The organism is Carbonicoccus niuqiaonis (genome assembly GCF_050157065.1).
GTDB lineage: Bacteria > Actinomycetota > Actinomycetes > Propionibacteriales > Propionibacteriaceae > Avipropionibacterium.
In genome coordinates this window covers 461,099-488,052 of the sequence record NZ_CP189573.1, presented here as the reverse complement: position 1 = coordinate 488,052, position 26,954 = coordinate 461,099, and the positions used below count along the sequence as shown (strand labels likewise).

The 26,954-nt window shown below is 69.9% G+C and carries 22 protein-coding genes, 1 tRNA gene and 1 pseudogene; 9 read left to right on the top strand and 15 right to left on the bottom strand.

Features of this window, described 5'->3' with window-relative positions; all coding sequences use genetic code 11:
• The first annotated feature begins 210 nt into the window (after positions 1–210).
• Entirely contained in the window at positions 211–1,023 is an 813-nt protein-coding gene (locus ACQBAU_RS02170; RefSeq protein ID WP_434548618.1) for an IclR family transcriptional regulator, read from the top strand.
• Between the two features lie 59 nt (positions 1,024–1,082).
• Here ACQBAU_RS02170 and ACQBAU_RS02165 read toward each other — a convergent pair whose 3' ends face one another.
• Positions 1,083–1,679 carry an ankyrin repeat domain-containing protein gene (locus tag ACQBAU_RS02165; RefSeq protein WP_465255363.1) on the bottom strand — a complete coding sequence of 199 codons (597 nt, stop codon included), beginning with the start codon at positions 1,677–1,679 and terminating at the stop codon, positions 1,083–1,085.
• On the opposite strand from ACQBAU_RS02165, the gene ACQBAU_RS02160 reads away from it, so the two are divergent.
• Positions 1,678–1,911 carry a hypothetical protein gene (locus ACQBAU_RS02160; protein ID WP_465255364.1) on the top strand — a complete coding sequence of 78 codons (234 nt, stop codon included), beginning with the start codon at positions 1,678–1,680 and terminating at the stop codon, positions 1,909–1,911. The two genes, ACQBAU_RS02165 and ACQBAU_RS02160, sit on opposite strands and share 2 nt — an antisense overlap.
• Positions 1,912–2,001: 90 nt before the next feature.
• Here ACQBAU_RS02160 and ACQBAU_RS02155 read toward each other — a convergent pair whose 3' ends face one another.
• Complete coding sequence (locus ACQBAU_RS02155; RefSeq protein WP_465259440.1) at positions 2,002–8,265, bottom strand: DUF4011 domain-containing protein; 6,264 nt, start codon at positions 8,263–8,265, stop codon at positions 2,002–2,004.
• Positions 8,266–8,381: 116 nt separating this feature from the next.
• On the opposite strand from ACQBAU_RS02155, the gene ACQBAU_RS02150 reads away from it, so the two are divergent.
• Positions 8,382–9,233, top strand: coding sequence for a sugar phosphate isomerase/epimerase family protein (locus ACQBAU_RS02150; RefSeq protein ID WP_434548622.1), 852 nt, complete (start codon positions 8,382–8,384; stop codon positions 9,231–9,233).
• Between the two features lie 44 nt (positions 9,234–9,277).
• On the opposite strand, the gene ACQBAU_RS02145 is transcribed toward ACQBAU_RS02150, so the two are convergent.
• The 5 genes from ACQBAU_RS02145 to ACQBAU_RS02125 form a co-directional block, all read right to left on the bottom strand.
• Complete coding sequence (locus ACQBAU_RS02145) at positions 9,278–9,766, bottom strand: RidA family protein (RefSeq protein ID WP_434548623.1); 489 nt, start codon at positions 9,764–9,766, stop codon at positions 9,278–9,280.
• Complete coding sequence (locus ACQBAU_RS02140) at positions 9,763–9,936, bottom strand: DUF4177 domain-containing protein (RefSeq protein WP_434548624.1); 174 nt, start codon at positions 9,934–9,936, stop codon at positions 9,763–9,765. The genes ACQBAU_RS02145 and ACQBAU_RS02140 overlap by 4 nt, the downstream gene beginning before the upstream one ends.
• Positions 9,937–9,990: 54 nt before the next feature.
• Positions 9,991–11,007 carry an alpha/beta hydrolase gene (locus ACQBAU_RS02135; protein WP_434548625.1) on the bottom strand — a complete coding sequence of 339 codons (1,017 nt, stop codon included), beginning with the start codon at positions 11,005–11,007 and terminating at the stop codon, positions 9,991–9,993.
• A gap of 63 nt (positions 11,008–11,070) precedes the next feature.
• Positions 11,071–12,309 carry an ornithine--oxo-acid transaminase gene (rocD, locus tag ACQBAU_RS02130; protein ID WP_434548626.1) on the bottom strand — a complete coding sequence of 413 codons (1,239 nt, stop codon included), beginning with the start codon at positions 12,307–12,309 and terminating at the stop codon, positions 11,071–11,073.
• A 28-nt stretch (positions 12,310–12,337) separates the two neighbouring features.
• The gene (locus ACQBAU_RS02125; RefSeq protein WP_465255366.1) at positions 12,338–12,862 is read right to left on the bottom strand and encodes a universal stress protein; all 525 of its coding nucleotides are present in this window, start codon (positions 12,860–12,862) and stop codon (positions 12,338–12,340) included.
• Positions 12,863–13,033: 171 nt separating this feature from the next.
• On the opposite strand from ACQBAU_RS02125, the gene npdG reads away from it, so the two are divergent.
• The 3 genes from npdG to ACQBAU_RS02110 are packed head-to-tail and all read left to right on the top strand — an operon-like array spanning position 13,034 to position 15,821.
• Complete coding sequence (npdG, locus tag ACQBAU_RS02120; RefSeq protein ID WP_434548628.1) at positions 13,034–13,702, top strand: NADPH-dependent F420 reductase; 669 nt, start codon at positions 13,034–13,036, stop codon at positions 13,700–13,702.
• The gene (bagA, locus tag ACQBAU_RS02115; protein ID WP_465255367.1) at positions 13,699–14,664 is read left to right on the top strand and encodes an ATPase BagA; all 966 of its coding nucleotides are present in this window, start codon (positions 13,699–13,701) and stop codon (positions 14,662–14,664) included. The genes npdG and bagA overlap by 4 nt, the downstream gene beginning before the upstream one ends.
• A complete protein-coding gene (locus ACQBAU_RS02110; RefSeq protein ID WP_434548630.1) occupies positions 14,661–15,821 on the top strand; it encodes an ArsA family ATPase in 1,161 nt (386 codons plus the stop codon). Before bagA ends, ACQBAU_RS02110 begins: the two co-directional genes overlap by 4 nt.
• A 42-nt stretch (positions 15,822–15,863) precedes the next feature.
• Here the strand turns inward: ACQBAU_RS02110 and ACQBAU_RS02105 are convergent, their stop codons facing one another.
• The gene (locus ACQBAU_RS02105) at positions 15,864–16,160 is read right to left on the bottom strand and encodes a WhiB family transcriptional regulator (RefSeq protein ID WP_434548631.1); all 297 of its coding nucleotides are present in this window, start codon (positions 16,158–16,160) and stop codon (positions 15,864–15,866) included.
• Between the two features lie 228 nt (positions 16,161–16,388).
• Here ACQBAU_RS02105 and ACQBAU_RS02100 point away from each other — a divergent pair, with 228 nt between their 5' ends.
• On the top strand, positions 16,389–18,872 hold the full coding sequence (locus tag ACQBAU_RS02100; protein ID WP_434548632.1) for a transglycosylase domain-containing protein: 2,484 nt from the start codon (positions 16,389–16,391) through the stop codon (positions 18,870–18,872).
• 115 nt (positions 18,873–18,987) lie between these two features.
• Here the strand turns inward: ACQBAU_RS02100 and ACQBAU_RS02095 are convergent, their stop codons facing one another.
• The 4 genes from ACQBAU_RS02095 to ACQBAU_RS02080 all read right to left on the bottom strand — a co-directional run bounded on the left by ACQBAU_RS02095 (position 18,988) and on the right by ACQBAU_RS02080 (position 21,811).
• On the bottom strand, positions 18,988–19,449 hold the full coding sequence (locus tag ACQBAU_RS02095; RefSeq protein WP_434548633.1) for a GatB/YqeY domain-containing protein: 462 nt from the start codon (positions 19,447–19,449) through the stop codon (positions 18,988–18,990).
• Between the two features lie 40 nt (positions 19,450–19,489).
• Complete coding sequence (locus tag ACQBAU_RS02090; RefSeq protein ID WP_434548634.1) at positions 19,490–20,752, bottom strand: RNA polymerase sigma factor; 1,263 nt, start codon at positions 20,750–20,752, stop codon at positions 19,490–19,492.
• The gene (locus ACQBAU_RS02085) at positions 20,749–21,099 is read right to left on the bottom strand and encodes a YciI family protein (RefSeq protein WP_434548635.1); all 351 of its coding nucleotides are present in this window, start codon (positions 21,097–21,099) and stop codon (positions 20,749–20,751) included. The genes ACQBAU_RS02090 and ACQBAU_RS02085 overlap by 4 nt, the downstream gene beginning before the upstream one ends.
• A gap of 106 nt (positions 21,100–21,205) precedes the next feature.
• Positions 21,206–21,811 carry a GNAT family N-acetyltransferase gene (locus ACQBAU_RS02080; RefSeq protein WP_434548636.1) on the bottom strand — a complete coding sequence of 202 codons (606 nt, stop codon included), beginning with the start codon at positions 21,809–21,811 and terminating at the stop codon, positions 21,206–21,208.
• Between the two features lie 104 nt (positions 21,812–21,915).
• Between ACQBAU_RS02080 and ACQBAU_RS02075 the strand changes: the two genes are divergently transcribed.
• Together ACQBAU_RS02075 and ACQBAU_RS02070 are read left to right on the top strand one after the other, a co-directional pair.
• The gene (locus ACQBAU_RS02075) at positions 21,916–22,830 is read left to right on the top strand and encodes a metallophosphoesterase (RefSeq protein WP_434548637.1); all 915 of its coding nucleotides are present in this window, start codon (positions 21,916–21,918) and stop codon (positions 22,828–22,830) included.
• A gap of 94 nt (positions 22,831–22,924) precedes the next feature.
• Positions 22,925–23,001, top strand: a tRNA-Pro gene (locus tag ACQBAU_RS02070).
• Between the two features lie 68 nt (positions 23,002–23,069).
• Here the strand turns inward: ACQBAU_RS02070 and ACQBAU_RS02065 are convergent.
• The 3 genes and pseudogenes from ACQBAU_RS02065 to ACQBAU_RS02055 form a co-directional block, all read right to left on the bottom strand.
• Entirely contained in the window at positions 23,070–24,284 is a 1,215-nt protein-coding gene (locus tag ACQBAU_RS02065; RefSeq protein ID WP_465255368.1) for a Gfo/Idh/MocA family protein, read from the bottom strand.
• Between the two features lie 100 nt (positions 24,285–24,384).
• Positions 24,385–25,537: pseudogene (locus tag ACQBAU_RS02060) on the bottom strand (IS3-like element ISPfr10 family transposase).
• A gap of 204 nt (positions 25,538–25,741) precedes the next feature.
• Positions 25,742–26,941 (bottom strand): NAD(P)/FAD-dependent oxidoreductase, encoded by a 1,200-nt coding sequence (locus ACQBAU_RS02055; protein ID WP_465257185.1) that lies wholly within the window; start codon positions 26,939–26,941, stop codon positions 25,742–25,744.
• Between the last annotated feature and the right edge of the window lie 13 nt (positions 26,942–26,954).

Here is a 26,954-nt window from a genome sequence, read left to right as displayed (position 1 = left end):
CCCTTTCGGCCCGTGGTCTGCCGGGCACTCCCGCCGATCCTCACAAACAGCGGAGTCGGATCCCAACCGGCGACCGGGCACGCCCAGCCGGTGGACGTCGCGGCCTGCTCCGTTCCCCCGGAGAGACCCGAGTGCTGGTCGTGTCCCGGTACGGCACGGGGCCGCCCATGCCCCGCGCATGGCGAGGACCGCTTGCCTACACTTCCCTGCGTGAGCAGTGACGCACGTCAGGGCAGCGGCTCGGGCGACTACTCGGTGGGGCCGGTGAAGCGCGCCCTCGCGGTGCTGAGCCACATCGGCGAGTCCGACGACCCGATCGGGTTGGCCGAGGTGAGCACGGCCCTGGGCATCCCGAAGAGCACGACCTACAAGTACCTGCAGACGCTGCGCGATGCCGGTTTCGTGGTGCAGAACGACGAGGACAGCTACCAGCTGGGGCCGGCGGTGTGGCGGCTCAACCGCGGGCGGCACATGTGGCGGGTGTTCCAGACGTTGGCGCTGCCGCACCTGCACGCACTGCGCGACCGGTTCGGTGAGACGACCGCGATGGTGGAGCTGAACGGTCTGGAGACGCGGTGCATCGCCACCGCCGAGAGCCCGCAGCGGCTGCGGGTCGGGCTACCGGTGGGCCACCGGTCGGCGGTGCACTCCACCGCCGGCGGCAAGGCACTGCTGGCGTACGTCCCGGCACAGTGGCAGCGGATGCACACCCCGTTGGAGATGAAGCCGGCCACGCCGGCGACGATCACCGACTTCGACGTGTTCACCACCGAACTGCGCGAGGTCGAACGGCGAGGCTGGGCCCTGGAACAGGGCGAGGACGACGCCCACACCTCAGCGGTGGCCGCGCCGGTGCTGGATCGGGCGGGCCGCTCCATCGTCGCGATCACCGTGATCGCGCCCACCACCCGGCTGTCGTCGGATCGCGCCGACACGATCGGCCAGGCGCTGGTGGCCACGGCGGCGGCCATCGGTGAGGAGTTGGGGATGGTCACCCGCGGCGCCGCGTCCCCGCTGGGCTGAACCGGGCCGGACCCGCCCCGGGCGAGGCCGGTCGACCCAGTGGGTTGTCCCCCGCGAGATCAGGCGGCGTCGATCAGGGCCACGATGTCGTGGTAGCCGCGGGCCTCGGCCAGCTCGCGTGGTGTCCGGCCGTTGCGATCGGGGATGGTGACGTCGGCCCCGGCCTCGATCAGCAGTCGGACCACCTCGACGTGGTCGGGCGAACCGGTACCGAGCACGATGGCCTCGAGCATCGCCGTCCAGCCGAGGTTGTTGACGTGGTCCAGCGGGACGCCCGCCGCGATCAGGATGCGTACCGTCTCCACGTAGCCGTGCTCGCAGGCGGGGATCAACGCCGTCCCGTCGAACCGGTTCGTGCTCCTGACGTCCGCCCCGTGCTCGAGGGTGGCACGCAGGATGGCGTTGTAGCCCTCCGCCCCCGCGTACAGGAAGGCGGAGTCGGAGATGTCGTCCTTCGCGTTCGGGTCGGCACCGGCGGCCAGCAGGGCCTTGGCCAACGCCACCTCGTTCGCCTTGGTGGCGATGACCAGTGCGGTCCGCCCGTTGTCGTCGCGGGCCTCCAGGTCGGCGCCCGACCGGATCGCAGCCATGGCGGCGGCGAGGTCGGCATCCCGGGCCGCTTCGAGCAACTGACGGGTGGCCTGCTGCTTGGACATGGCGGGTTGCGTCGCCGAGCGGGGCTCCTCCGACACGGGCTGCGTGGTGCTCGGCGTGGCGATCGGGGACGCTGCGGGGCTGTTGACGCCGGTCGGCGACGGGGGTGGGGCGGCCGTGGGACCGGTCGTCGACGGGATCGGGGAACCGGCGCCTGCCGCGCACCCGCCCACCGCCGCCACCCCGGCCAGGGTGGTCAGTGCCGACAACAGCCGCCGGCGTGAGGAGTCGTGACCCGTCATGGAGAAACGGTATGCCATCCGGGCAGGCTCCCGTACGGGCCGTCGCGAGCAGCTCGTGGTCACCATCGACACCACGCCCTGATCAGGTCGGCACGGCGGTCACGATGCCGGCGCGGACCACCACCTGCTTGCGGTCGACCGCCAGCGCGAGGGCGGCCCGCAGCCGGGCACCGATGCCCTCGGTGACCCGGCTCCCACCGAACACCCGACACGTCTCGGAGATCAGCTCGGACTCCTCGACCCCCATGGACGACCGGGCCAGATGGGCCATCGCGTTGCCGATCTCGCGCAGCGGTACGTCATCGAGCGGCCGTTCCTTCGTCGGTCCGTCCCAGTGCCGGAATCCCTGCCAGCGCAGGGGATCCCGCGATTCTGGCCAGACGAACCCCTCCTCGGGGTCGCGTCGCAGGTCGGTGGGGATCCGGGCCGCCACCTCGGCCTGCCTGCTCGCGGTCAGCCGGGTCAGGCCGTAACAGCCCACGAAGTGGCGGGCCAGCCGGACCGGGGTGATCGGCCCCTCGGTCGCCACGATGTCCATGATCAACTCACGGACCTTCTCCGGGCGTCGCAGCGCGGCGTCCAACGACCCACGACCACCGCGGCGCCGTGGCTCGAAGGGGACGAAGTCGACACCCTGCGACTCGTCGGCGGCGCCGCCCAGCGCCACCGGCAACTCGACACGGCCCCCGTCGGCTTCCGTCTCCGACGCAGCGGATCCATCATCGGTCGGGGTTTCCGTGCCGCCGGGCTCATCCACCGGTCCGGCATCGTCGGCATCGGTCGGGTCGCCATCGGTGGTCGCGGCTGCCGGCGCCTCGGGTGTGGGCTCGGGGTCATCGGTGCCGACCAGCCGGTCACTGGTGACGACCCAGCGTTCTCCCACCTGGTGGGGATTCAGGTGCGCCCGGTTGGCCTCCTCGGTGATCCGGGCGACCACGCGGTCCGGGTCGGTCAGCCAGTCCGGCAGCCAGATCCGTGACACCCCGGGCCACCCCATCAACGACCGCAACACCGTGTACGGCAACGCGTCCCGGTCACCGGTGGTCAACCGGGCCCGCCAGGCCGGTGAGTCGAGCAGCACCGCCAACACCGGGCTGTCCCCGACGCCGACGGCGAGGTCGACCTGGAACTCCGAGAGCCCGAGCCCGGTCCGTACGGTCAGCCCGTTCGCCCGCAGCGCCGCGGCAATGGCGTCCCGGTGTCGATCCACCACGACCCGTGAGGCGGCGACCGCAGGGGTGCCGTCATCGGGATCGATCGCGTGGCCGTCGCGGGCCACCTCCAGGTAGGCGCGGAGGTGTTTGAGCCCGACCGAGGAGGTCTGCTCGACCCGCATGTCCTCGGGGTCGAAGGACGAGAACACCATCACCCGGCGCCGGGCGCGGGTGATCGCGACGTTCAGCCGACGCTCGCCCCCGGACCGGTTGAGTGGCCCGAAGTTGAGCGGCAACACGCCCTTGTGGTTGGCGGAGAACCCGGTGGAGAACAGGATCACGTCCCGCTCGTCGCCCTGTACGTTCTCCAGGTTCTTGACGAACAGTCCGTCACTGCGTTCGGCGAGCGACTCGGCGACCCCCGGCACCTCCGACTCCCACAACATCCGCTCGATCAGCCCGCGCTGCTGGACGTTGAACGTGACGACGCCGATCGATCGTTCGCGACGTTCCCAGCGGCGCAGCACCTCCTGCACGACGGCGACCGCCTCGACCGGGTTGGTCCGCAGCAGGGAACGGTCCTGCGCCGCCCGGCGGGCCGCCGGCGGCAACTCGGCCAGCAGCTGTTGATCATCCTCCGACAGTTCGTCCTCGCCCTTGCGGACCGACCGGATGAAGCGTCCCGGCACCCGCGTGAAGCTGAGACCGAGATCGTCCGACGCGCCCGGCACGGCGGGGAAGGAGGCCAACCGGCCGTCGTAGTACTCGCGGTTGCTGAAGCTGATCAACGACTCGTCGCGACTGCGGTAGTGCCACGACAACCACAGCCGGGGGACGCGTGCCTGCACCGCCTCGGACAGGATGCTCTCCTCGTCGGTGACCACGGCGTAGTCGTCGTCGGGGTCGACCTCGACGTCGGTCTCCGACTCGGTGAACATCGAGGTGGGAGGCATCTGCTTGGAGTCACCGGCCACCACCACCGCACGAGCCCGGCCGATCGCCCCGATCGCATCCGGGACACGGATCTGGGATGCCTCGTCGAACACGACCAGATCGAAGGTCATCGCCCCCGGCGCGATGAACCGGGCCAACGAGTCGGGGCTGACGAGTACGCACGGGGTGACCTCACCGATCACCTTGCCGAACTTCTCGATCAGTCGACGCACCGACAACCCACCGCGACTGCGGCCGACCTCACGTTCCAACGCCCCGACCCGGCCGACCCCGGCGCGCGCCATCGCGCCACCGTTGCCGAAGGGGCGACGCTCCACCACCGCGGCCGGCAGCACGGTGCGCAGGTCCTGTCGCAGTCGGTCGGCCGAGGCGACGAACCGGGACGCCGTCCGGTCGTGGGACTCCGGGTCGAACGTGGTGAACCCACCGGCCTCCCACCGTTCGTCGACGGTCGCCCGGGCGATGCCGCGTTCCAGGCCGGCTGCCGCTTCCTGCGCCGACACCGTCTTGGCGAGCAGTTGGTCCCGGGCGGTCGGCAGGGTGTCGTCGAGTGGGGCGAGACCGTCGCGCACCGCGACCCAACGACGCAACAGCGTCCAGCTGGCGCGGTCGGTCTCCCGTCCCGCGGCCGTGGCCGCCCAGGCTTCCACCAGCCCCTGGGCGGCGTCCGACTCCGCCTCGCCCGGCGCCGACCCCGACTCCACCAACGCGGCGGCGGTGGCGAGGCGGCGTTGGTCGTCGGGGCCACTCCCGGTGGCGGCGAACACCCGACCGAGGGCCTGCCCGGCCGCGGCGACGGCCTCGGCGCCGGTTGCCCCGAGCAGGTGCCCGTCGCGACGACAGCGGCGGGCGTCGGCGACCAGCTCGGCGGGCAGTTGCTGGACCGCGGCCTGGTCGGCCTCGATCCCGGCCAACGTGTCGGCCAGTCGGCGGCGGTTGCTCTCGTCGACCAGCAGCAGGTCGTCGGGCAGGTGGGACAGCGCCGGCATCGCCCGCCACGCGGCCACCAGGGCGCGGTGGTCCCCCGCGATCGCGGCCAGCTGCTCCACCAGGTCAGGCAGGTCGCGGGGCCTGAGGTCGACTCCTGGTCGGAGGTGATCAAGAACCGGGGCGGCCGCCCGCAGGATGCGCCCCTTGCGGCCGATGAAGAACGACGAGGCCGCGATCCGGAGCTCCTGCCGCACCGGAGCAAGATCAACATGGAACACCTCCGGGGTGAACTGCTGCAGCATCGGTGCCGCTGTTGCCACCAGCCGATCGGTGCGTCCCTGCAGCTCCTGGCGAGCCTGTTGCCAGGTCGCGGCACGGGTCCGGTCGAGCTGGTCGGGACTGGCCCCGGACCCCAGAAGCCGTTGCAGGGTTGCGATCTCGGCGACCGTCCGGGCCCGTCGCACCACGTCGGCCGCCGGCCCGGCGACATCGGCACGGACCCGGGCCACGGTCCGGTCCGCCCGCTCCAGCAGCGCGGGGAGAGCGCTGAGGTCAGGCAGCGTACGGACGAACGACCAAGGCTGGTCGTCGGCATCGCCCAGCTCGGCGAGCAACGGGATGGACTCGGTGACGGCCCGGCGGACGGCGTCGGAGGCCGCCGGGCTCAGCGCCGCCAGTTCGGCGGAAGAGATCGTCAACGCCGTCCCCTCGCCCTGGGCCAGCAGCCGGTTCCGCGCCTGGTAGAGCGACAGCCCGGCAACGTTCGGGGCGTGCAGCTGCTCGGCGTAGCGCGACAGCGTGCGAGCCGTGGTGGTGACCGCGGCGGCGTCGACGCGGTAGCCGTCGGTGTCGACCTCAGGCGTCTGCCGCAGCGCCGCGGCCAGCTTGGCGCGCACCTGGGTGGGGCGGGCGTTCCGGTCGTGCAGGTCCAAGGTGAACGGCAGCAGCCCCGCATCGCCGAGCCGCTGCCGTACGACGTCGAGGGCGGCCCCCTTCTCCGCGACGAACAGCACCGAGCGGCCCTGGGCGAGTTGATCGGCCACGATGTTGGTGATCGTCTGCGACTTCCCCGTCCCCGGTGGCCCCTCCAGCACGAAGTTGCGACCGGCGCGGGCACTGGCGACCGCGACCGCCTGCGATCCGTCCGCCGGGATCGGGCAGGCGGCCACCACGTCGTCGAGGTCGGCCAGGCCGGGCCCGGCGGCACTGGCGTCCACCGCGTTCATCCCGTCCGCCCCGGTCAAGCCGTCCGGGTCGTCCGACAGGTCCGGCACGTCCGCCTCGGTGTCCGGTGCCGGTTCGGGGTCGTCGCCGCGCCACGGCAGAGTCGGGGTGTACACCAGGTGCTTGACCAGCGGCACCTCACAGAACTGCTCCCAGTGTTGATCAAGGTCGCGCCACAACAGGTACCCGGTGAACTGCACCGCCGCCAGCCGGGCCTCGCTGGCCACCCGGAACGGCAGGTCACCGGCGACGAGCGCCTCCCGCACGATCCGGACCACCGCGTCGACGTCGACCCCACCGTCGGCACCTGCCGGCAACGGGTCGAGCCCGGGGATCACCAGGCCGAACTCGTGACGCAGCTTCTCCATCAGCGACAGGTTGAGCGTGATCTGGCCACTGGTGTCGTACGCGATCCGGAACGGCATCACGGTGCCGCGCACCTCGACCGGGCAGAGCAGCAGCGGCGCCACCAGGTCACGGTCGGCCAGCTGCCACTCGAGTCGGCCCAGCGTCACCATCAGCGGGTTCGCGCCGGTCTCCTGGGTGATGGTCCGGGCGCGGTAGCGCAGTGCGTCGACGGTCCGGCGGTGGAACGGCTCCGGGGCGCCGGAGTAGATGGTGGCCCGCTGGGTCAGCATGGTCCGCAGCACGTCGCCGGGCAGCGACCACGCATCGGTCGCGTCCTTGGTCGCGACCTGACCGGTCAGGTCGTCCAGCGCCCGGATCACCACGGACCGTTCACTCTGCAGGTGGTCGGCCAGCACACCCAGGTGCTCGGGTGGCAGCACCAGCGGCAGCTGCGACGACGTCGACCCCATGTTGAGCAGCTTGTTGCGCAGTGTCAGGTCGAGCAACGAGTTCTTCCACTGCTGCACCCGGGGTGGGACGGGGGTGACCGGCCGGGGTGTCGCGCCGGGCTCGGCCGGGGACGTCGCCGCCGGAAGCGGGGCGGCGGCCGGCGCAGGCTCGGCCGGCCGGTACTCGACGACCTCGACCACGCCGTCGGGGCGCACCTGGCGCGCCGGCACCGGCAGCACCTTCATCAAGCGGGCCTCGGCGACGTCGACCACCCCGACCAGGTCCGAGGACCGGCCCCGCAGCCAGGTGTCGATCGGCGCCTGGCGGGCCCGCCGGGCGACATCGCGGTCAGGGGTACGTTCAGCCGTCACGAAGGTGGTCTCGACCACGCCGACCAGACCAAGATCAACAGCGTTGACAGCAGGGGCGACCTGCAGGCTGGCCGCATCGGGCAGGTGGTGGCCGGCGCGACGCCAGTAGCCCAGGAACGCATGCCCGGTGGCGATCCAGAGCACCGGACCGATGCCGAGCTGCTCCAACGCGGCGGCCAACAGCATCGTGGTGTCGAGGCAGGTGCCGAGCTTGCCGTCCAGCACGTCACCCGGGGTGCGCACCTTCTGCCCGTACCCCCAACTCGCCGGCGGGGCCGCGTAGTGGATCCCGTGCTCGAAGGTCACCTCGACCAGTGCCTCGACGATCTCGTCGATCCGCTGTGGACTGACCTCGGTGGTGTCCAGTGATCCCCCGCCGGTCCGCGACTCGGCCGACCGTTCGTCGCGGGGTCGCCGGTTCACCCATCGCGGGTCGGCGAGCCGTTCGGCGGTGGCGCTGAGCAACGCCCCGATCGCCGGGTGGTTCGGCTGGACGAAGGCGGCCAGCAGTTCCAGCGACAGCAGCGGTGCCCGCGGATCGAACTGCCACTGCCGGGCCGCGAGCAGGTCGAGCGGGGAGTGGCTGATGCCGAGCTGCTGCCCGGCGGGGCCGCTCGGCCCGGCGACCCCGGCGACGACCCGGACGATGATCTCGGCGCCGGTCTCCTCCTCCAGGGTCGACAGCTGACGCGGGTCGAGCCGGATGTCGGGGCTGTCGAGGGTGACCGGGAGACTCGGCGGCAGGTCCAGGTTCCGGTTGTACGGGCGGCTCACCAACTGGCCGTGGTCGTCGCGCACCTCGACGGTGAGCACCACCTCTTCGAGTGCCTCGGCCGATCGGTTGATGATCACGACCCGGTCCAGGAACGGCAGCTCGTTGTGGCTCATGGCGTAGTTGAGCGTGGGAGCGGACATCACCTCGATCGAACACACCACGGACGGCACTCTACGGGGCGCTCGGGCCTGGCGCCGGTGACGGGAGCGCGTCCCATAGGCTCGAACCACACGGACCTCACGGAAGGGTGCACACCATGGCACAACTGGGCGTACAGATGATGATGTTCAAGGACCGAGTCGCCAAGGAGGGCATGTACCCGCTGTTGGAGGAGTTCGTCGCCGCCGACCTGAAGGCGGTGGAGGTGTCCCAGATCGCCATGTCGGAGGAGAACACCGCCGCCCTGGAGCGTGCGGTCTCCGAACTCGGGCTGACCGTCGGCGCGTTGAGCGTCGCCCTGGAGGCGGCCACCGCCAGCCCCAACACCGACGCCCTCGACCGCGACTACGACAAGATCGTGGCCGACTGCAAGCGGCTCGGCACCCACTACCTGCGGATCGGCATGATGCCGGCCGAGGCGATGTCGACGAAGGAGGGCACCGAGGCGTTCGCCGCGGCCTGCGAGCCGGTGGCCGCACGGCTCGCCGAGGAGGGCATCACGCTCTGCTACCACAACCACCACGTCGATCTGGCCCAGTTCGACGGGGAGCGGATCTTCGACATCGTCCGCCGGGTCGCGCCGTCGATGAAGTTCGAGGTCGACCTGCACTGGGTGCAGCGTGGCGGGATGGCGCCGCTGGACATGCTCGAGGCCTACAGCGGGGTGTGCAAGCTGATCCACGTCAAGGACTACCGGGTCACCCCGCTGCCGCCCGAAGCGATCGAGATGCGCAAGAACGGCGACATGGCCGGCTACATGCGGCTGTTCTCCGAGATCGTGCAGTTCGCGGAGGTCGGGCAGGGCAACATGAACTGGCCCGCGCTGATGCCGGCCGCCGAGAAGGCCGGCGCCGACTTCTTCTTCATCGAGCAGGACAACACCTACGGCCGCGACGCGATGGACTGCGTCCGTGAGTCGCGGGCCTACCTGGCCTCCATCGGCTGGTGAGGATCGGCTGACCGCTCGTATCGGATCGGGCCCGACCGTGCAGCTCAGGCGCGAGTGACCGGCACCGCGCGCGGCTGCTCCGGGGCGTCCACCACCAGCTCGACCTCGACCGGTGCGTTCTTCGGCAGCACCGCCACCCCGACCGCACTGCGCACGTGGCCACCCGGGAAGATCGCGCCGACCAGCTCGCTGGCCCCGTTCGCCACCTGGGCCTGATCGGTGAAGTCGGCCGAACTGGCCACGAACACCATCACCCGCACCACCCGGCTGATGGCCTCCAGGCCACCGGCGACCGATGCCGCGGCAGCGACCGCGTTCAGCGCGGCGACCCGCGCCGCCGCGTACGCCTGCTCGACGGTGACCTGGTCCCCCACCTTGCCGGGATGCAGCAGGGTTCCGTCCACCACCGGCAACTGCCCGGAGGTGAGCACCTGGTTGCCCGACCGCAGCGCCGGAACGTAGGCCCCGACCGGGGTGGCCACCTCGGGCAGCGACAACCCGAGCTCGGCCAACCGGGCGGTCGCCTGGCTCACGACCCCTGCTCCGCCGACGGGATCGGCCGCTTCATGTAGGCCACCAGGTTCTCCGGGTTCATGCCCGGCACGACCTGCACCAGCTCCCACCCGTCGGCACCCCAGTTGTCGAGGATCTGCTTGGTCGCGTGGACCAGCACCGGCACCGTCACGTACTCCCACTTCGTCATGCCCCACACCCTACGGCGACCCACCCCACCCCGATCAGCTGGCCGACCCCGAGCTCATGCCGTCACTGACCCCAAGAACCCGAGGGTCCGCTCGTACGCCAGCTGCGCATCCGCCAGGTCCAGGTGGAACTGGTACTCGTGCGGCAGCGACGGTTCGTGGTCGTCGGGGAAGAACAGCTCGGTCACCTCGACCCCGTGGTGGGAGAGCGCCTGCGCCATCGCCATCGACTGCGGCCGGGTCAGCCCGTCCCCGTTGCCACCGGAGATGAACGTCGGCGGGAAGTCGGGCGTCACCCAGTTCTTGGTCGACATCATGTCGACGGCCGCGCGTTCGTCCCAGTCCCGGTGGCCGGTGTAGGCCCACATGGCGGTCCGGAAACCCCAGCCGACGATGCCGTCGGTCAGCGACAGCGCGGCCAGGTCGTAGACACCACAGTGCAGCACGACCCCGGCGAGCTGGTACGCCCCGATGCCGGGAGCCAACTCCGCCAGCCGCGCGTAGTCGGGGTTTGTGATCAAGGTCGCGAGCTGGCTCGCCAGTTGTGCACCGGCGGAGTCGCCGGCGAGCACGATCCGGTCGGGGTCGACGCCGTACTCGGTGGCGTTGGCGCTGATGTGGGCGAGCGCGGCGTTGAGCTGTTCGACCGCGGTCGGGTAGGTGGCCTCCGGGCCGCGGGTGTAGTTCAGCCCGATCCCGACGTAGCCGTCGTGGGCCAGCAGCTCCAGGTACGGCGCGACGTCCGCCTTGCTGCCGGAGACCCACGCACCACCGTGGATCCACACGATCGCCGGCAACGGCTCGGTCTGCCCGCCCGGGCGGAACACGTCCATGATCATGTCGCGGCCGTCGCCGTACGGTACGTCGTGCCGGGACTCGATGGGCAGCTCGGGTTGGTTGCGTCGCATCTGGTCGCGCAGCTGCTGTGCCCCGTTGTCGAAGACGGCACGGATCACCAGGGTGGCCGGCCACGGCGACAACAGGCAGACCGCGGTGATCATCACCACCACGGCAGCTGCACCCACCATGATCACCCGTCGGGGGCTGAAGCGCCGTGTCGGCTCCGCGTCCATGTCGAGGAGCCTACTGAGACCGGCTCCCGGGCGACAGCATCGGTTCACCGGGTGGGGTTCGGGTCATCCGGCCGCGACGAGGACGGTACGCAGCGTGTCGACCAACAGCTCCAGGTCGGCGTCCTCCACCACCAATGGTGGCGCCAACCGGATCGTCGACCCGTGGGTGTCCTTGGCCAGCACGCCCCGGTCGGCCAGCCGTCGGCACAGTTCCTTGCCCGACATCAGGGTCTGGTCGATGTCGACGCCGGCCCACAGGCCGCGGGACCGTACGGCCACGACGCCGACGTCGGTGAGCGACTGCAGCCCGGCGGTGAGCACGGCCCCCAGTTCGGTGGCCCGCTGCTGCCAGTGTCCGGTCGACAGCATGCGTACGACTTCGTGTCCGATCGCGGCGGCCAGCGGGTTGCCACCGAAGGTGGAGCCGTGCGAACCGGGAGTGATCACGTCCATCACCGCCCGGTCGGCCGCGATCGCCGACACCGGCATGATGCCGCCACCGAGCGCCTTGCCCAGCACGTACACGTCCGGCGCGACGTCCTCGTGGTCGCAGGCGAAGGTACGGCCGGTGCGCGCCAGCCCGGACTGGATCTCGTCGGCGATCAGCAGCACACCGTCCCGGGTGCACAGCTCGCGGACCTCCCGCAGGAATCCGTCGGGCGGGATGATCACCCCCGCCTCGCCCTGGATCGGCTCCAGCAGCACCGCGACGGTGTCGTCGGTGATCGCCTGCCGGATCGCCTCGACGTCGCCGTACGGCACGACGGTGAAGCCGGGGGTGTACGGGCCGAACCCGCGGCGGGAGTCCTCGTCGGTGGAGAACGAGATGATCGTGGTCGTCCGCCCGTGGAAGTTGCCGTCCATCACGATCACCGTGCCGCGGTCGGGGGCGACGCCACGGACGTCGTGGCCCCATCGCCGCGCCACCTTGAGAGCGGTCTCGACGGCCTCCGCCCCGGAGTTCATCGGCAGCACCATGTCCTTGCCGGTCAGCCCAGCCAGGGCTCGGCAGAACGGGCCGAGCGGCTCGGCGTGGAAGGCTCGGCTGGTCAACGTCAACCGGTGCAGCTGGTCGACCGCGACCTTGATCAACTGTGGGTGGCGGTGCCCGAAGTTCAACGCCGAGTAGCCGGCCAACGCGTCCAGGTAACGCCGGCCGTCCACGTCGGTCACCCACGCCCCCTCCCCGGACGCGATCACCACGTCGAGCGGGGCGTAGTTGTGGGCGGCATGCCCGGCCATCAACGCCAGGTGGTCGGCACTGTTCAACTCGCGGTCGCGCGGTGCCCCCGGTTCCTCCATGACGTCCCCCGTACGGCCTGGCCGCAGCTCAGTCCGGTGGCCGGGCGGCGGTCGGCCGACTGCGGTGGAACGCCTCGCGGCCGAACACCGACGTCAGATGCTGCCGCCAGGTCGGCGGTGCGCCGGCGATCTGCGGCGGCATCACCACGACCGGACAGGCGGCCGAATAGATCACCCGGTGCGCAAACATCGGCCCGGTGGTCAACGCCTGCGGGGCATCCACCACCAACAGGTCGGCGTCCCGGGCGGCCGCGTTCAACGCCTTGCGTCGGCCGCCCCGGACCAGCTGGAGCTCCACGTCGTGGTCCGCGCCGAGCACGTCGGCGACGTCGGAGACGAACTGCCGCCGCAACTCGGCCTCCACCGTGGCGGCGGTCGGCACCCGGCCACCGGAGAGTGCCCCCGGGTCGGCCATCGGTGGATGACCGGGCCAGGCGCGGACCGCGATCACGCGGCCCTCGTTCAGCCGGGCCTGCGCGACCGCCCACTGCAACGCGGTCGGCGACTTCGAAGTGGGGCTGACGCCCACGACAACGGTGTACGGCGATTCCATCACGACCTCCCTGGTCGAAGGGCCGCTCTTCTCCAGTCACGATAGAGGAAGTTCGGTGATCATGGACAGGGCTACGATGGGGGAACCGCAAAGTGTGCCCGAACGGTGTTCCCGGACCGTCGCAGCACCGTGGCGGCAGCACCGTCACGGCGTGGCAGAGGAGACCAGCACATGACGCAGCCCGAGGCCCTCGGCCCCGTCGGCATCCTGGGTGGCACCGGCCCGCTCGGGCGGGCGTTGGGGGTGCGGTTCGCCCGTGCCGGCCTGTCGGTGGCACTGGGTTCGCGCGACGCCGAGCGGGCCGCCACGATCGCCGCCGAACTGGCGACCCCCGGGCTCGTGGGTGTCGACAATCCGACGGCCGCCCGGTGCCCGATCGTCCTGGTCGCGGTGCCGTACGAAGGCCATGCGGCCCTGCTCGCCGGACTCGCCGACACCTTGGCCGACCGGCTCGTGATCGACTGCGTGAACCCGCTCGGCTTCGACAAGCGCGGCCCGTACGCGCTGGCCGTACCCGCCGGGTCCGCCGCCGAGGAGGCCGCCGAGCTGTTGCCGCGCTCCCGCGTGATCGCCGCCTTCCACCACCTCTCGGCGCCGCTGGTCGCCGACGAGTCGGTGACCTCGCTGGACTGTGACGTGCTGGTGCTCGGCGAGGACCGTGACGACGTGGCGATCGGTCAGGCACTGGCCGAACACCTGCCGGGGGTGCGCGGCCACTACGCGGGGCGGCTCCGCAATGCCGGCCAGGTCGAGGCGCTGACCGCCAACCTGATCGCCATCAATCGACGCTACCGGGCACACAGCGGGATCCGTGTCACCGGGCTGGAGCAGCCTCGGTGAGGGGCCCACGGCACACCCTGCACGTGGTCAGCGGCAAGGGGGGCACCGGGAAGACGACCGTCGCCGCCGCCCTCGCCTGTGCGCTGGCGACCCGTGGCCGGCGCGTCCTGTTGTGCGAGGTGGAGGGGCGACAAGGCATCAGTGGCCTGTTCGGTCGCCGGGCGTTGCGGGGTGCCGAGGAGCCGCGACTGCTGCGCACGCCCGCCGGTGGTCAGGTGCACGGGTTGTCGATCGACGCCGAGGACGCCCTGCTGGAGTACCTCGCCACCTTCTACCGGATGGGCCTGGCCGCCCGCGTGCTCGACAAGTTCGGCGCGATCGACTTCGCGACCTCGATCGCTCCCGGGCTGAGTGACGTGTTGTTGACGGGCAAGGTGTACGAGGCCGTGCGACGCGGCGAGAAGCGGCGCCCGAATGCGTACGACGCCGTGGTGCTGGACGCCCCGCCCACCGGCCGGGTGACGCGCTTCCTCAACGTGCACGACGCGGTCTCGGGGTTGGCCAAGGTGGGCCCGATCCGCAAGCAGGCCGATTCGATCATGAACATGTTGCGTTCCGATCGGACGGTGGTGCACCTGGTCACGCTGCCCGAGGAGATGCCGGTGACCGAGACCGTCGAGACCGTCTCGGAGTTGAACCCGACCGGCATCACCGTCGGCACCGTGATCGCCAACCAGACCACCACCACACCCTTGCCCCATGATCAACTCGTGGCGGCCCGGGAGGGCAGGTTGACCCTCGACATCCCGGCCCTGGACCGGGCCGATCTTGCTGCCCTGCAACAGGAGTTCGGTGACCAGGCGAGCCGGATCCTCGACGAGGAGGACGCTCTGGACCGGCTGAAGAACCTGCACGTCCCGACCGTCCGACTGCCACGTGAGCCGTACGACATCGACGAGACCACGGTCTGGTCGCTGGCACAGCGGCTGGCCGAGCAGCTGCCCGAGGAGGTGGCGACATGACCGTCGGGAGGCTTGCCGTGCCGGGCGCGAAGAGTCCGACGCTCGACGTCGACGCGCTGATCACCGACCGAGGGGTGCGGATCCTGATCTGCACCGGCGCCGGCGGTGTCGGCAAGACCACCATGGCTGCGGCGATGGCCGTCCGGGCCGCGGTCGCCGGCCGGAAGGTCGCCGTGCTGACCATCGATCCGGCGCGGCGACTGGCCCAGTCGTTGGGGGTGGGCCAGCTCGACAACACGCCGCGCACCGTCGACCTGGGCGACCTGCTCGCCGACGGCGCGACCGGAACCCTGGACGCGATGATGCTCGACATGAAGCGGACCTTCGACGAGGTCGTGCTGTCGCAGGCGACCCCGGAGAAGGCGGCCCAGATCTTCGCGAACCCGTTCTACCAAGCGTTGTCGACGCAGTTCGCCGGGACGCAGGAGTACATGGCGATGGAGAAGTTGGGCCAGCTGCACGCCGAGGCCGAACGGACCGGCCGCTGGGACCTGATCATCGTCGACACCCCGCCGGCCAGGTCGGCCCTCGACTTCCTGGACGCACCCGAGCACCTGTCGGAGTTGTTGGACGGCCGGTTCCTGCGGTTGCTGCTGGCGCCGGCGAAGGGGCCGCTGCGGATGATGAGCTCCGGGTTCAACATCGTGCTGTCGACCATGAGCAAGGTGTTGGGGGCACAGGTGTTGACCGACGTGCAGACCTTCGCGAACGCGTTCGAGACGTTGTTCGGCGGGTTCCGGCAGCGGGCGGAGCTGACGCTGCGGCAGTTGTCCTCGGACCACACCCGGTTCTGCGTGGTCACCACCGCCGAGCGGGACACCGTACGGGAGGCCGCCTACTTCACCAGCCGGCTGTCGGAGGAGAAGATGCCGTTGGCCGGGGTGATCGTCAACCGGGTCCACACGACCAAGGTGTCCATCTCGGCCGAGCGGGCGCTCAGCCTGGCCGAGGACCTGCCCGCCGACTCACCCGAGGCGGTCGCGTTGACCCGACATGCGCGGGTCAGCCGGGTCCGGGACCAGGAGTTGGGCCGGATCGAGCGGTTCGCCGCCGCCCACGGCGACATCCCGCTCCGGTTGGTGCCTGCCCTGGTCCACGACGTGTACGACATCGAGTCGCTGGCGACCGTGGGCGACCTGCTCGGCGACTCGCTCTGACCCGCCCGCTCAACGCCCGTCGAGACGTCATCCAGCTTGTGATCAGCGGGGTTGCGAGTCCTGCTCCAGCAGCACGGACTTCCAGGAGGTGACGCGGCTGTGCCTGCGCAGCAGGGACCGGCGTTCCCGTTCGGTCATGCCACCCCAGATGCCCCACTCGATGCGGTTGTCGAGGGCCTCGGCCAAGCAGTCCGCCCGGACCGGGCAGCCGTCGCAGAACTGACGGGCGCGCTTCTGTTCCGCACCTTCGCAGAACAACGCGTCCTCACTGCCCCGGCACTTCGCGAGCAGCGTCCAGTGCTCCACACCCGACGCCGCCACAGCCTGCGATGTCACCATCTGCCTCCGTCCGCCCGATCAGGGCCGAGAGTTCACGGTCGACCCACGCCGTATGAGACGGATGTTACCGCTGAGTACGGCTGCGGGCTCGGACCCATGGTAGGGCTTTGTCCCGGAGAGTGAAACTCCGCTGCGTTGCGAGCACTCAGGCCTCATTATGATCACAGCAGCCCCCTGCCCCACCGCGGGAGTTCGACCCACTTGCGCCCAGCCCGTACATTGGGGCCCATGCCAGTGACTCCCAAGCGCGTCGGTGGCGTGCTCTACTCGGCTGTCATGTTCGTCGTGGTGAGCGTGCTCTCCGGACTCCTCATCGCCGGCCTGGCCGTCCCGTTCGCCGGGCTCGCCGGCGTCACCAGCAAGGCTGCGGTCGACGAACTGCAGAAGCTGCCGGTCGAGTTCGAGACCCCACCCCAGGCCGAGCGTTCGACCGTCCTGCTCGGGGACGGCAGCGTGCTGACCAACTTCTACGACGAGAACCGGGTGTACGTCCCGCTCGACAAGGTCGCGCCGGTGATGCAGCAGGCGCAGATCGCGATCGAGGACCACCGGTTCTACGAGCACGGCGCGATGGACCCGAAGGCGACCCTGCGTGCGCTGGTCCGCAACACCACCGGCGGCTCGACCCAGGGCGGTTCCTCACTCACCCAGCAGTACGTGAAGATGGTGCAGATCGAGCGGGCCGCGCTGAACAACGACCCCAAGGGCGTGTTGGAGGCCCAGGAGACCACGTACGCGCGGAAGATCCAGGAGCTGCGCTACGCGATCGCGCTGGAGAAGAAGTTCAGCCAGCCGCCGTACCGGGGCAAGGACGAGATCCTCGAGCGCTACCTCAACATCGCGTACTACGGCAACGGGGCGTACGGCGTCGAGGCCGCCGCCCACTTCTACTTCAACACCACCGCCGAGAAGCTGACCCTGCCGCAGGCGGCGATGCTCGCCGGGCTCGTCCAGAACCCGGATGCGGTCAACCCGATCAGCGCCAAGCGGCTCGCGATGGAGCGCCGTGACGTCGTGATCAACCGGATGGCCGAGCTCCGACTGATCTCGAGCGCCGAGGCGGAAGAGGCCAAGAAGACCGACTTCGACGCCAAGAAGGTGCAGCGGCTGAAGAACGGTTGCGAGTCGAGCCAGTACCCGTTCCTGTGTGACTACGTACGCCACACCCTGCTGCAGACGCCCAGCCTGGGCGAGACCCCCGACGAGCGGCGTGCACTGCTCTACCGCGGTGGCCTGGTGATCAAGACCAAGATCGACCGGAAGACCCAGGATGCGGCGCAGGCGGCGATCAGCGACCTGGTCGGCCCGACCGATCCGCTGATCTCGGTCGCCAACATCATCGAGCCCGGCACCGGGCTGATCCTGGCGATGGCGCAGAACCGTCACACGATGGGCAACGACTCCAAGGCCGGCGAGACCTACTACAACTACTCCGTCACGCCGCAGTTCGGCGGCGCGGAGGGTTATCAGGCCGGCTCGACGTTCAAGGCGTTCACGCTGGCCGCGGCCCTCGACAACGGGGTGCAGATGGACCGAAAGTTCAAGTCGCCCAAGTCGATGGACTTCTCCGGGTATAGCTGGCAGTCGTGCACCGGCAACTTCACGTTGACCGAGGAGTGGAAGGTCTCCAACTCGACGCGGAGCAACGCCAGCGGCATGAGCATGGCGCAGGCGACGGCGTACTCGGTGAACACCTACTTCGTGCAGTTGGAGCACCGCGCCGGGCTGTGCAACACGGTCCGGATGGCCGAGGCGGCCGGGATCGACCTGAGCACCCCGGGTGCCACCTTCGAGGACATGTCGAAGTTGCCGTCGTTCACCCTCGGCCCGGTCGAGATCGCCCCGCTCTCGCTGGCTGAGGCGTACGCCACGTTCGCGGCGCGCGGCAAGCACTGCGAGCCGCACATCGTGGAGTCGGTGACCACCAAGGAGGGCAAGGCCTTCGACGTCCCGGACGGCAACTGCAAGCAGGTGATGCGACCCGAGGTCGCCGACGGCGTCACCAAGATGCTGGAAGGCGTGATGGACGCCACCGGCAGCCGCGCCGCGATCAGTGGCTTCCCCGACCAGGCAGGCAAGACCGGTACGACCGAGGAAGGGGCTGCGGTCTGGTTCGCCGGCTACACCCCGGAGGTCGCCGGGATCGCGATGATCGCCGCCGACAAGACCTCGGGCATCTTCGGGCCGGGCAAGCGACGCGGCATCAAGGGCCTGCGACTGGAGAACGGGTCGTACTTGGAGGCCACCGGTGGTGGTGACGCCGGCATGGGCATCTACAAGCCCGCGATGACGGCAGCCCTCAGGGGTCGCCCGAAGACCAAGTTCGTCGAGCCGCCCAAGGTCATCACGCCGCCGCGGATGGTCGAGGTGCCGTCGATCCGAGGTCTCAGCGTGTCGGAGATCCGGACCAAGCTGGCCCAGGCCGGATTCGTCACCGTGAGCGTCAGCCGGGTGCACCGCAGCGGCAAGGGTACGTTCCTCGGGCTCAACCCGGTGCCAGGCACCAAACGCGAAGAGGGCTCGACGATCCAGCTGGTGTTCTCCGCCGGACCGCCGCCGCCTCCACCGCCCCCCAAGCCGAAGCCCAAGCCGAAGCCGACGCCGCCGAAGACCGAGGAGCCAGAGCCTCCGAAGAAGACCGAGCCACCGGCACCCCCGAAGAAGACCGAGGAGCCCAAGAAGCCGGGCGCCAAGCCCTCCGGGGGTGGCTGACGAAGCCGGTTGGCGGGTAACCAAGAACGCGCCGGCCGGGACGACGAGTCCCGGCCGGCGCGTTCTGGCTGTGTGGGGGCTTTGTGGTGGTGCGGCGTTGGGCGGTGCGCGGGTGTCAGGCGCTGAGCTGGCGCTTGACCTCGGCCGCGACCGCCTTGCCGTCGGCGCGCCCCTTCGTCTGTGGGGTCAGCTTGCCCATCACCGGGCCCATCCCCCGCGGGCCGAGCTCCTTGGCGCCGGTCTCGGCGATGGCAGCCGCAACCAACTCGGCGAGCTCAGCCTCGGTGAGCGGCTGCGGCAGGTAGTCGGCCAGGACGGCGGCCTCCTCCTGCTCGGCGTCGGCCAGCTCGTCGCGGCCGGCTGTGCGGAACTCCTGCTCCGCCTCGCGGCGACGCTTCGCCTGGTTGATCAGCACGTCTCGGACCTGCTCATCGGTCAGCTCGACCGTGGCGTTGCCCGACACCTCGGCCTCGCTGATGGCGGTCAGCACCATCCGCAGGGTACGCAGCCGCACCTTGTCCCGCGCCTTCATCGCGGCGGTCATGTCGTTGCGCAGCTGCTGCTTGAGTTCGGCCATGGTCAGAGTCTCCCACGGCGCACCGGCGCAGCGCCCGGTGTCAGCGGTCGAGCTCGGCCCGTCGCCCCCGGAGGTGCCGGAGCTGGGCCGGGTTGGTGATGGTGGCCAGTGCCCGGTCGTACGCGACCACGGCCTCGGCGGGCCGATCCAGCCGGCGCAGCAGATCAGCCCGCGCCACGTGGAACGGACCGTACCGGTCGAGCTCGGCCGCAAGCGGGTCGATGGCTGCCAGCCCGGCCTCGGGGCCGGCGACCTCGGCCACCGCGACGGCCCGGTTGAGGGCGATCACCGGGGACGGGGCGATCGCGTACAGCATGTCGTAGTTGATCTTGATCTGGTGCCAGTCGGTGTCGGCCGCCGACGATGCCTGCGCATGGATCGCCTGGATCGCCGCCTGCAGCTGGTGCGGGCCGGGACGTCCCCGGGCGAGGCAACGCCGTACGAGTAGCTGCCCCTCGTCGATCAGGGAACGCGACCAGCGGCTGCGGTCCTGCTCGTCGAGCCGGACCAGGACGCCGTCGACGATCCGGGCGGGTCGGCGCGACTCGATCAACAGCATCAGCGCGAGCAGCCCGAGCACCTCCGGCTCGTCGGGCATCAGCTCGGCCAGCAGTCGACCCAGCCGGATCGCCTCGGCGGCAAGGTCGGCGCGTTCCTCACGGTCGGCGGTCGGCACGTACCCTTCGTTGAAGATCAGGTAGACCGTGGCAAGCACGCCCGGCAGCCGCTGCGGCAGTTCATGATCCGCCGGGACCCGGTACGGGATCTTCGCCAACCTGATCTTCTTCTTGGCTCGGGTGATCCGTTGCCCCATGGTGGTGTCGGGTACGAGGAAGGCGGCTGCGATCTCGGGTACGGCCAGCCCGCCCAACAACCGGAGGCTCAGCGCCACCCGGGCGTCGATGTTGAGCGCCGGATGGCAGCAGGTGAAGATCAACTGCAGGCGGTCGTCGGTCAGGGACGAGGCGTCGCCCAGGGCCGTATCCGCCGGGTCGTCCATGGTCGGCTCCTGGAGGTGGTGGGCCTGCCGCTGCCGTTGGTCCCCGACCGCATCGCGGCGCAGCCGGTCGATCGCCCGGTTGCGGGCGGTCAGGGTGAGCCAGCCGCCCGGGTTGGGCGGCAGGCCCTGCTCCGGCCACCGACGGATCGCTTCGACGAACGCCTCCTGGGCCACGTCCTCGGCCAGGTCGATGTCGCCGAAGCGGCCCACCAGGGTCGCAACCACGCGGCCGTACTCCTCACGGAAGATGTCGCCGATCGCGGCATCGTCGGGTGGCCGGTCGGCCGACCCGGGCGGCGTCATACGCTGTCGAACGGCCGGATCTCGACGGTGCCGCGGCAGGCCTTGGACCCGGCCGCGGCCAGCGCGATCGCCTCGTCGAGGTCGGCGGCCCGGACCACCCAGAAGCCGCCCAGGTACTCCTTGGCCTCGGAGTAGGGCCCGTCGGTGGTGATGGGTTCGAGCCCGGTGCCGTCGACGACGGTTGCGGTCTCGATGTCGGCCAGTCCCCCGGCGAACACGAAGGCGCCGCTGGCGATCAGTTCGTCGTTGAACGCACCGGTCGCGGCGTGCGCGGCCTTGGTCTCCTCCTCCGTGGCGTACGGCGGCTTCCCCCGCTCGGCCATCACGGACAGCATGTAGTCAGGCATCGTCGATCTCCTTCGCCGGGCCCCGCGGTCGGGGGCCTCTCACCTTCTCCACGACCAGCATCCTCGCGATCCGACAGCTCGGCACCGATTTTCCGCGAACCGAGGCCTATCGCGCTGGGGCCACACTGCGGCGCATCACCGTGTTCTTCATGCCCTTGGGCCGGATGAAGTCGAAGCCGGCGCGCTCGTAGACGGCCTTGGTGCCGTTGTAGAGGAACGACGATGACAGCCGCCGCTCCCCCGGGATGTGGGGGTAACCCTCGACGATGCCGCCACCGGCGTGCGCGATCAGGTCGAGCGCCCCCTCCAGGGCGACGGTGACCAGACCGTGTCCCCGGTACCGCTTGTCGACGAAGATGCAGGTGATCCGGTAGTCGGGCTCGAGGTCCTGCTCGGCGAGGTACTGCTTCCGGTGGTGGATGTCGGGCAGCTCTGCCGGGGTCCCGTACTCAGCCCAGGCGATGGCTTCCTCGCCGTCCTCGCCGTCGCGGACGACGAGCGCGGCATGGGCGACGCCCTCGTCGACCAGACACTTCTTGTAGGCCCGATTGCCGTCGTAGCCCGGGACGTGGTCGTCGCGTTCGGGGTGGAACTTGATGCACCAGCATCCGCTGAAGATGCCGTTGTGTCGCTCCACCAGCGCCGCGAACAGGTCCCACGTGGCGGAGGTCAGCGGTCTGATCGTCGTCGAGCCGGGATCGTGGGTCGCCATGTCCCGAACGTACTCGCGCCAGGCCACTCCCGCAGCAGGCCGGCCCGGCAAGCGCAAGACCGCCGGATTCCGTACGGATGGCCCGTCCGGTTACGCTGCCCACCATGGGTGTGGCGAAGCGGGTCGGCGGGGCGGTTGCGGTGCTCGGGGCCTTGGGCGCCGGCAGTCTGGGCTACGCGATGCTGGAGGCGCGGGCCTTCACGGTACGCCGAGTGAAGGTTCCGGTGTTGCCTCCCGGCTCCCGGCCGATCCGCGTGCTGCACCTCTCTGACTTCCACCTGACGCCGGGCCAGCGCACCAAGCAGGAGTTCATCGCCTCGCTCGCGGCCCTGGAGCCGGACCTGGTGGTCAACACCGGCGACAACCACGCCGACGGCCGGGCCTGGCCGTACGTGGTGCGCAGCCTCGGCCGGCTGCTGGACGTCCCGGGCGTGTTCGTCCACGGGTCGAACGACTACTACGCACCGAAGCGACGCAACTGGCTCGCCTACCTCGATCGGCACACCGGTGGCGCCACCGAGCCGACCGACCCCCGGCGTGACCTGCCGTGGCGGCAGCTGGACGCCGAGTTCACCGCGCGCGGCTGGCACGACCTGACCGAGCGGGAGGTGGCGATCGACGTCGCCGGGCAGCGGATCGCACTGCGCGGGACCGACGACGCCCACCTCGACCGTGACGACTACGCCGCGGTGGCCGGGCCGTTCCCCGATGACGCCACACTCCGGATCGGCGTGACCCATGCCCCCTACCTGCGGGTCCTGAACGGCATGGCCGCCGACGGGGCGGACCTCATCATGGCCGGCCACACCCACGGCGGCCAGGTGTGCGTGCCGGGCTACGGCGCGCTGGTCACCAACTGCGACCTCGACACCGGACGGGTGAAGGGTCTGTCGTCCCACCGGGCATCCGGTCGTACGGCGCACCTCCACGTCTCGGCGGGGTTGGGCACGTCGCCCTACGCCCCCATCCGGTTCGCCTGCCGCCCCGAGGTGAGCCTGCTGAAGCTGGTGCCGCGCTGAGCCGGCGCGTCCGTCTCGACCGGACCTCGTCGATGTGAATCGCGGCGTCCGATCGGCTACACTCGTCAAGGCTCAAGGGGCGGTTGTCCCTTGCCGGGGTGTGGCGCAGCTTGGTAGCGCGCTTCGTTCGGGACGAAGAGGTCGCAGGTTCAAATCCTGTCACCCCGACCATTCTCCTGAGTCGCGACATCGTTGACACGGTGCCGGGGCTCAGGATTTTTCATGCCTTCGGCCTGCGCTCAACGACGTCGGCTGGTGGTGTCGACGATCTCGAACGGGCAGTCACCGAAGTCCGGCACGGGGAGCCGCGCGCCGTGCTGACGTGCGGAGTCCCACGCGATGATGCCCGGGAGGTTGATCCGGGCTGCCTGCCACGCGTTCACCGGCGGCTGCTTGCCGGCCACGACAGCGCGGACGAAGTCGTCGGCCAGGAAGTGGTGCGAGCCCCGATGCCCGTTGTGGGCCCCGTCATACTCCTTCGGCAGTCGTGACCGGTCCTGCACCCGTGCACTCCCGGAGGTGAAGTCCTCGACCAGGGCGGCATCGACCTGTGGGGTGTCGTCGGAGGTGACACGGGGTGCCGTCCGCAGGTCGTCGGTCAGGTCGACAGTCTCGGTGCGACTCACGTACCGGGTGCCGAAGCCGGACTGTTCCAGCACCCCGTCGGTGCCGACGTAGCGGAAGGACGAGTCGAAGCCGTTGCTTCCCTGCCCGACCCGGCGGAACTCGTTGGTCCGGATCATCCCGTTGTCGACGGTCTCGAACAACGCCGTCATGTTGGAGAAGTCGTTGTCGAACAGCGACACGTCACGATCGAACACGCCGTCTCCGCGGTCGTCGATCGATCCGAGGGCACTCACGCTGGCGATCCGGGTGTCCCAGACCCCCAGCACGCCACCGACGGCGTGGGTCGGGTACAGCATCGGTGGGTAGGAGGCGGTCGCCTTCCAGTCCTCCCCGCCGGAGTACTGGTAGGCGGCGTAGAAGCCGTGGTCCATGTCGTGGGTGTAGTCCCCCTCGGCGTAGAACAGCCGCCCGAAGCGTCCCTCGGCGCGAGCCTGCCTGGCCCACACGGCAACCGGGTAGTAGTAGTGGGTCTCTCCCATCATGTACGTCCTGCCCGTCTCGGTGACCGCGTCGATGATCGCCTTGACCTCCTCGACCGACACCGCCATCGGGACGGCCGAGTAGACATGCTTGCCCGCCCGCAGCGCCTCTGCGGCGAGCGGACCGTGCGTCCAGCGCTGGGTCATCAGCGCCACCGCGTCGACGTCGGACCCCAACATCTCCTCGTACGAAGCCATCGTCCCGGCGAAGCCGTGCCGGGCTGCCAGCGCCTCAGCCCGATCGGGCTGCAGGTCGGTGACCCAGACCTGCTCCACGTCGGGATGGAGATGCCACAGGTTGGCGAAGCTCCCGGCGAACTGCCCACAACCAACCACACCAACACGCACGTCGTGTCCCCTCAATCAGCCGCTGGCGGCCACGCCTCGATGAAATGGATGTCGCCTTGAGGCTAACGGGGTCCGACGTCGGCCCATTGGGCCGCCCCCTTCATTCGGTCCGGTCGCTCTGTGAGTCGTCGGTTTCGATTTGATGGGTGCACTGCCGAGCGTACTCGGCCGGGGGTAGGTAGCCGAGCGATGAGTGCCGACGCTGATGGTTGTACTCGGTCTTCCAGTCGCCGATCACGACCTGAGCGTGCAGCAGTGAGTAGAAGCTGTTGATGTTGAGACACTCGTCGCGGAGGCGGCTGTTGAACGATTCGACGTATCCGTTGTGCCAGGGCGAGCCGGGCGGAATGTAGAACAGGCCGGTGCGGGTACCCGCCCAGTCGGCCATCGCGTCGCTGATGAACTCGGGCCCGTTGTCGCTGCGGAGCACACCCGGTGCTCCGCGGACGGCGACGAGCTCTTCGAGGTGGGCGGTGAGCCGGTCGGCGGTGATCGACCGCTCCACGAGCCCGCCGATGCATTCGCGGGTGTGCTCGTCGACGATGGAGCAGATCTTGATCGGGCAGCCCCGCTCTCGTCGGCGTCGAACTGGAAGTCCACCGCCCATACGAGGTTCGGTGCGACCGCCGCCGGGGCGTCGACGGTCGAGGATCCGACACGCTTGCGGCGTCGCCGCTGCGGGACGCGGAGGCCTTCGGCTCGCCAGAGGCCTTGGATCTTCTTGTGGTTCACCGCCCAGCCCTCACCCCGGGCGTCGTGATACGCCCGCCGGTACCCGTAGCGGGGATGCTTCTTCGCCCACGCGCGCAGCCAGTCTCGCAACGCGCGATCAGGGTCGGCGACCGTGTCGCCCTTGAGCGGGCGACGGTACGCGGACCTGCTCAGCCCGGCCAGACGGCACGCCATCCGCTCGCTCACCTGCAGTGTCCTGATCAGGTGCGAGACGGCGGCGCGGCGCCTGCCCGGGCCTAGAAGTTTCCCTCGGCCAGCTCCTTGAGCGCGGCCTTCTCCAGCTCCGCTTCGGCCAGCAATCGCTTGAGCGTGGCGTTCTGCTTCTCCAGCTCCTTGAGACGCTTCGCGTCGTCGGCCTTCAGTCCGCCGTACTGGTTACGCCACCGGTAATACGTCTGCTCGGATATCCCAAGCTCCCGACACACCGCGGCGATGTCGCTGCCGTCGGCGAGCATCCTGTCGGCCTGCCCGAGCTTGCGGACGACCTGCTCCGGGGTGTGACGCTTCCTGATGTTCGACATGATCTGACCAGTCTCCCTGCCCGCAACCACGGGCGACAGGACGACTCCCAGAACCACCGGACCTACAAAACGGGGTCAGCCCACTCCGGGTTGGTGGTAGTCGGCCGGCAGGGTGAGCACTTTGGGTTCCTTTCGGGGGGAGTCGGGCGATGACGGTGCGGAGGTCGACGTCGACCGGCGGAGGCGGATGGACCAGGGGGACGCTCAGGCGCGGCCGCTGAGGATGGCGTTCCAGTACAAGGCGGGCAGCCCGTACTTCTTGAGCAACCACATGTCACGGCGCTCGTGAGTGGTGTCGATCAGCGGGATCGAGGGAGCAGGCTGCATCGTGTAGTCGAACTCAGCCAGCAGCATCTTGTCGCGGGCGGTCGTCAACGGACACGACGCATAGCCGCCGTAGGACGCCGACCCTGTCCGACCCTTGCGAGCGGCGATCAGGTTCTCCACCAGCACCGGTGCTTGCTTACGGATCGCCGCGCCGGTCTTGGAATTGGGGGTCGAGCAGGCATCGCCGAGGGAGAAGACCTCGGGATAACGGACGTGCTGCATCGAGTGCTTGCCCACCTCGACCCACCCCTGCGGCACATCAGCAGCCATGGGCGTCTGCTTCAGCCAGTCCGGTGCAGACTGCGGCGGCACCACATGCAGCAGGTCATAGCCAAGGTCCTCGGTCGTCTTCGAGGTGTTGTCGGTCACGGTGACGCGACGCTGGTCGGCGGCGATCGAGGTGACCTCGCTGGAGAACCGGACATTGATGCCGTAGCGCTCCACCACACGCTCGAGCTCCTGGGAGAACACCGGCACCCCGAACATGCCCGGTGTCGGCAGCACCAGCACGATCTCGATCGCATCGAGGACCCCTTCGCGCCGCCAGTAGTCGGCCGCAAGGTAGGCGATCTTCTGTGGTGCTCCCGCGCACTTGATCGGACCCGATGGCATGGTGAAGATCGCCCGCCCCCGGCGCAGCGCTGCGATGTTGCGCCACGTCCGAGGCGCCAGATCGAACGAGTAGTTCGACGACACGTCCTTGGTCACCAATGCCTCAGGCAGGCCGTCAACCTTGTCCCAGTCGAGCTGGATCCCTGGGGCGACTACCAGATGGTCGTAGCTCACCTGCGCACCCGAACGAGTGTGGACCAACCGCTCATTAGGGTCGATGTCGTCGGCGTTGTCTTTGATCCACGCGACACCTTTCGGGATCACGCCGGCTTCTGGTCGGAACGTCGACTTCGCCGACGCGCAACCACCGCCCACCAACGTCCACAGCGGTTGGTAGAAGTGCCGCTCGCTCGGCTCGATCAGCCCGATGTCGTCAACACCGGCCCGGCGGAGCCGGGCAGCTACCGAGATTCCGGCGTTGCCGCCTCCGACAATCACGACATCGTGATGGATGGCGGTGGACATGGCGGACTCCTCG

What these genes read in the sequence shown, in the direction of transcription:
- ACQBAU_RS02160 (WP_465255364.1), top strand. Translation starts at nt 1,678, where the DNA reads ATGGCGGGTTGCGTCGCCGAGCGGGGCTCCTCCGACACGGGCTGCGTG.
- ACQBAU_RS02165 (WP_465255363.1), bottom strand. Translation starts at nt 1,679, where the DNA reads ATGTCCAAGCAGCAGGCCACCCGTCAGTTGCTCGAAGCGGCCCGGGAT.
- ACQBAU_RS02155 (WP_465259440.1), bottom strand. Translation starts at nt 8,265, where the DNA reads ATGTCCGCTCCCACGCTCAACTACGCCATGAGCCACAACGAGCTGCCG.
- ACQBAU_RS02150 (WP_434548622.1), top strand. Translation starts at nt 8,382, where the DNA reads ATGGCACAACTGGGCGTACAGATGATGATGTTCAAGGACCGAGTCGCC.
- ACQBAU_RS02140 (WP_434548624.1), bottom strand. Translation starts at nt 9,936, where the DNA reads ATGACGAAGTGGGAGTACGTGACGGTGCCGGTGCTGGTCCACGCGACC.
- ACQBAU_RS02135 (WP_434548625.1), bottom strand. Translation starts at nt 11,007, where the DNA reads ATGGACGCGGAGCCGACACGGCGCTTCAGCCCCCGACGGGTGATCATG.
- rocD (WP_434548626.1), bottom strand. Translation starts at nt 12,309, where the DNA reads ATGGAGGAACCGGGGGCACCGCGCGACCGCGAGTTGAACAGTGCCGAC.
- ACQBAU_RS02125 (WP_465255366.1), bottom strand. Translation starts at nt 12,862, where the DNA reads ATGGAATCGCCGTACACCGTTGTCGTGGGCGTCAGCCCCACTTCGAAG.
- npdG (WP_434548628.1), top strand. Translation starts at nt 13,034, where the DNA reads ATGACGCAGCCCGAGGCCCTCGGCCCCGTCGGCATCCTGGGTGGCACC.
- ACQBAU_RS02110 (WP_434548630.1), top strand. Translation starts at nt 14,661, where the DNA reads ATGACCGTCGGGAGGCTTGCCGTGCCGGGCGCGAAGAGTCCGACGCTC.
- ACQBAU_RS02105 (WP_434548631.1), bottom strand. Translation starts at nt 16,160, where the DNA reads ATGGTGACATCGCAGGCTGTGGCGGCGTCGGGTGTGGAGCACTGGACG.
- ACQBAU_RS02100 (WP_434548632.1), top strand. Translation starts at nt 16,389, where the DNA reads ATGCCAGTGACTCCCAAGCGCGTCGGTGGCGTGCTCTACTCGGCTGTC.
- ACQBAU_RS02095 (WP_434548633.1), bottom strand. Translation starts at nt 19,449, where the DNA reads ATGGCCGAACTCAAGCAGCAGCTGCGCAACGACATGACCGCCGCGATG.
- ACQBAU_RS02090 (WP_434548634.1), bottom strand. Translation starts at nt 20,752, where the DNA reads ATGACGCCGCCCGGGTCGGCCGACCGGCCACCCGACGATGCCGCGATC.
- ACQBAU_RS02085 (WP_434548635.1), bottom strand. Translation starts at nt 21,099, where the DNA reads ATGCCTGACTACATGCTGTCCGTGATGGCCGAGCGGGGGAAGCCGCCG.
- ACQBAU_RS02080 (WP_434548636.1), bottom strand. Translation starts at nt 21,811, where the DNA reads ATGGCGACCCACGATCCCGGCTCGACGACGATCAGACCGCTGACCTCC.
- ACQBAU_RS02075 (WP_434548637.1), top strand. Translation starts at nt 21,916, where the DNA reads ATGGGTGTGGCGAAGCGGGTCGGCGGGGCGGTTGCGGTGCTCGGGGCC.
- ACQBAU_RS02055 (WP_465257185.1), bottom strand. Translation starts at nt 26,941, where the DNA reads ATGTCCACCGCCATCCATCACGATGTCGTGATTGTCGGAGGCGGCAAC.